The organism is Kocuria rhizophila (assembly GCF_003667225.1).
GTDB classification, from domain to species: domain Bacteria; phylum Actinomycetota; class Actinomycetes; order Actinomycetales; family Micrococcaceae; genus Kocuria; species Kocuria rhizophila.
Genome location: NZ_RCOM01000134.1, coordinates 1 through 3707 on the forward strand (window position 1 = coordinate 1; position 3707 = coordinate 3707).

Sequence of the window (3707 nt, forward strand, 5' to 3'; positions counted from 1 at the left end):
CCGGTGGGGTGGGCGGGCGGCGTCGAGCGCCAGACGCACCGCCTCCCGCACGTTCTGGGGGCCCTCTGCGCGGAACAGGCCGCGCTTGGAACGCATCGAGCGCCTGGTCAACGCGGCCACGTCCCTCACCCGATCGGCACGGGGGTTGGACAGCAGCCGGTCTTCCAGGCGCTCGACGAACGTCACGGCAGCACTCAGGCGGCGGTGCGGGGCGCGGAGGTGTCCTCCGGCAGGGCCTCCTTGGCCACCTGGACCAGGGCCGCGAACGCGGTCTCGTCGCTGACGGCCAGCTCGGCCAGCATGCGGCGGTCCACCTCGACCTCAGCGGCCTTCAGGCCCTGGATGAAGCGGTTGTAGGTCAGGCCGTTGGCGCGGGACGCGGCGTTGATGCGCTGGATCCACAGCCGACGGAAGTCGCCCTTCTTCTTGCGGCGGTCGTTGTACGAGTAGGTGTACGAGTGGAGCATCTGCTCCTTGGCCTTGCGGTACAGGCGCGAACGCTGACCGCGGTAGCCCGATGCCTTCTCGAGGACTTCCCGACGCTTCTTGTGGGCGTTGACTGCCCGCTTCACACGTGCCACGTGTGTACTCCTAACGATCTGGTCCCGGCGCTCACCGGAACATGACTACCCGCCGCTCTCGCGGCGAACTTCTGACTGGACGGCGAAGGGGCTTACTTGCCCAGCATCCGCTTGATGGCCTTGGCCTCACCCGGGGTGGAGACGATCTGGTCGCTCGCGAGGCGGCGGGTCAGGCGGGAGGACTTGTGCTCCAGGTAGTGGCGGCGGTTGGCCTGCTGGCGCTTGACCTTGCCCGAGCCGGTGAGCTTGAAGCGCTTCTTGGCTCCGCTGTGGGTCTTCATCTTCGGCATGGTGGCCGTCTCCTTCTTACATCGACCGGTGTGGGGCACACCGGTAGGTCGCGGCTCGGCGGCCGCGACCACGCTGGTGCCGGACGATCGCACGCCCGACGCTGTCAATTCCTGGTGCCGCTACTTCTTGGCAGGACCCGGCTTGCCCGCACCCGGCTTGGGCGCACCGGGCTTCGGCGCACCCGGCTTGGCCGGGGAGGCTGCGGGCTTGGCCGCGGCAGACTTGGCCGCTGCGGACGGGGTGTCCGCCGCAGGCTTGCTCGCCGCCGGCTTGGCCGCGGGCTTGGAAGGCTCGGCCTTCGGCTCAGCGGACTCAGCCGCGGGAGCGCTCGGCTCGACCGTGGTCTCCGTGGTCTCGGCGGCCGGCGCCACCGTGGCCTTGACCTCGTCCTCCGGAGCCAGCGGGGCGCTCTCCACCGTCTGGTCCTCGGCCGGTGCCGAAGCCGCGTTGCGCAGCTCCGCGGGGAACGCGTCCCCGATGGACTGGGTCACCGTCTCGGGCGAGGAGGTGTCCACGCGCTGCTTGCGCTGGTTCTCGGCCTTGGAGTTCTCCCGCTGCTGCTGCTTGCGGGCCTCGGCACGGGCTTCGGCCTTGTTCTTGAGGGGGCCGATGACCATGACCATGTTGCGACCGTCCACGCGGGGGTTGGTCTCCACCGCGCCGACCTCGGCGACATCGTTCGCGAGCCGTTCGAGCAGGCGCACGCCCATTTCGGGGCGCTGCTGCTCACGACCGCGGAACTGGATCATGGCCTTGACCTTGTCCCCGGCGGAGAGGAAGCGCTTGGCGTGGCCGACCTTGGTCTCGTAGTCGTGCGTGTCGATCTTCAGACGGAAACGCACTTCCTTGAGAACCGTGTTGGCCTGGTTCTTGCGGGACTCGCGGGCCTTGACCGCGGCTTCGTACTTGTACTTGCCGAAGTCCATGAGCTTGGCGACGGGAGGCTTGGCGTTCGGGGCGACCTCGACCAGATCGAGATCCGATTCACGGGCCAGCCGCAGCGCGTCCTGGACGCGCACGATGCCGACCTGTTCGCCGCCAGGTCCGACCAGACGGACTTCCGGGACACGGATTCTGTCATTGATACGTGGATCGCTAATGCCAATCTCCTGAGTTTCGTGGGTGACCCCGTGAGCGGGACTGCCGCCACAACGACAAAACCTCCGCTGCGGCACGCGCAAACGGAGGTTGGACACCACACGGAGACCGCGAATCGGAGACACCGTCCGAGGACGGTGGGACCGTTCAGGTCTGGGACCCGGACGCCTGGTGGGTCCCGGAATGTCCCGGGATCGGCGGCGGGTGGGAGTTGCCTCCGCTTGCACACTGCCGACCATGGTAGCGCACCGCCACGCTGGCGCGCCAGTCCCCTCGGGCTCCGTCCGCTGTGGTGTGATGCTCCCCTCGTCTGGTCGGGACCGCCCCGGCCCGCAGCACCCGGGCGTGCCTGCACCAGGCTGCCCCGACGTCGGCGCGCCGGTATCGCTGTTCTACAGTGGAGACCATGTCCGAGCAACCGCGCCCCGAGCGCTTCGAATTCACCGCCAACCCCTCCGCGGGCACCACGGAGCAGCCCCCCGCCGCCGGCTCCGCCGAGCTGCCCCAGGAGGCCCTCGACGAGGTCAACCACCAGATGCGGGACATCGCCGAGGTCCCGGCCGTGGAGGTCATCACCACGGCGGCGGTCCACCTCATGAGTGCGGCGGCCGTGAAGTGCGGTCTGGCCGCGGAGGAGAACGCCGACGAGCTCAAGGACCTGGACGAGGCCCGCAAGCTCCTCACGGCCCTGGCCGGGTTCGTCACCGCCGCCGCACCGGAGATCGGTTCCCAGCACGCCGGCCCGCTGCGCGACGGGCTCAAGTCCCTGCAGCTCGCGTTCCGCGAGGCGTCCCCGTTCCCGGACGCCCCCGGCGCGGGCCCCGGGGAGAAGTTCACCGGACCCGTCTACGGCTGAGCCGGACCACCACAGGCTGCGGCCCCCGACGTCGTCGGGGGCCGCAGCTGTCAGGACGTGAGTCGGACCTGGACCGAGTCCACGTTCTCGGCCACGACCTCTTCCCCCGCCAGGGCCTCCTGGAACGCCTGCACGGCCGCGCAGACCTCGGGCTCGGGGAGTCCGGCCCTGAGCTGCAGCGACACCGTGAGCTCCGGGCCCTCTCCCCCGCCGCGCAGCACCGCGGCGTCGGCGCGCACGGCGTGAACGCCCCGGCCCGGTTCCGCGATCGCGGAGACGATCCCGGGGATTCCCACCGCCGCGCGGGTCACGGCGTCGTCCACGGCGAAGTCCCGGTACGACGGCGTCCACTCCCGCCCCTGCGCCACGGCCCACAGCGCCGGGCGCCGCACCACGAAGGCCGGGTCCGACCCCGGATCCACCACGAGCAGCGACGAACCGTCCTGCACCGCGGACAGCGCGGCACGGCGGATGTCCGCCGCCACCGGACGGGCGTCCCGGTTCCACGCGCTCAGCGCCTCGGTGGAGGTGAACACCGGCAGGGCTTTGCGCCCGTCGGAGGCCTGCAGGCTCACGAGCGCCATGTCGGCTTCCTTGTCCGAGACCAGCCCGTCCTGCGTGATGTGTGAGCGCGAGACCTGGGCGACGATCGGCACGAACACGCGGATGCCGGCCAGTGCGGCCACCACGTCCTGCTCCCCCGCCCGGCCGTCCCGCCACGCGGCGAGCGCACGGGCGGCGCCGGGGTCGGCGGTCCCGGGATCGTCTGGGAACTGGTGGGTGTGGCTCGTGCCCTCCCCCAGGTTGCGCCCTTCCCAGGCCTGGCCGCCGGTGTCGGTGGGGCCGCCGGCCGAGCGCAGCTGCGCGGCGATGTGAGGGGG

Annotated in this window: 5 protein-coding genes and 1 pseudogene; 1 reads left to right on the forward strand and 5 read right to left on the reverse strand. The window is 70.9% G+C overall.

What is annotated here, in order from left to right; translation table 11 throughout:
* From D9R02_RS12185 to infC, 4 genes and pseudogenes are all read right to left on the reverse strand, one after another.
* A pseudogene (locus tag D9R02_RS12185) lies at window positions 1-186 on the reverse strand (TrmH family RNA methyltransferase); the annotation flags it as partial.
* A gap of 8 nt (window positions 187-194) precedes the next feature.
* Window positions 195-581 (reverse strand): 50S ribosomal protein L20, encoded by a 387-nt coding sequence (gene rplT, locus D9R02_RS11465; RefSeq protein ID WP_039101302.1) that lies wholly within the window; start codon window positions 579-581, stop codon window positions 195-197.
* A 92-nt stretch (window positions 582-673) separates the two neighbouring features.
* A complete protein-coding gene (gene rpmI, locus D9R02_RS11470) occupies window positions 674-871 on the reverse strand; it encodes a 50S ribosomal protein L35 (RefSeq protein WP_016998296.1) in 198 nt (65 codons plus the stop codon).
* Window positions 872-991: 120 nt separating this feature from the next.
* Window positions 992-2047, reverse strand: a complete 1056-nt coding sequence (gene infC, locus D9R02_RS11475; RefSeq protein ID WP_259463963.1) for a translation initiation factor IF-3 — start codon at window positions 2045-2047, stop codon at window positions 992-994.
* A 329-nt stretch (window positions 2048-2376) separates the two neighbouring features.
* Between infC and D9R02_RS11480 the strand changes: the two genes are divergently transcribed.
* Window positions 2377-2826, forward strand: coding sequence for a DUF1844 domain-containing protein (locus D9R02_RS11480; RefSeq protein WP_121566946.1), 450 nt, complete (start codon window positions 2377-2379; stop codon window positions 2824-2826).
* A 50-nt stretch (window positions 2827-2876) separates the two neighbouring features.
* On the opposite strand, the gene D9R02_RS11485 is transcribed toward D9R02_RS11480, so the two are convergent.
* Window positions 2877-3707: SseB family protein (locus D9R02_RS11485; RefSeq protein WP_147435364.1), on the reverse strand; the 831-nt coding region annotated here is incomplete at its 5' end.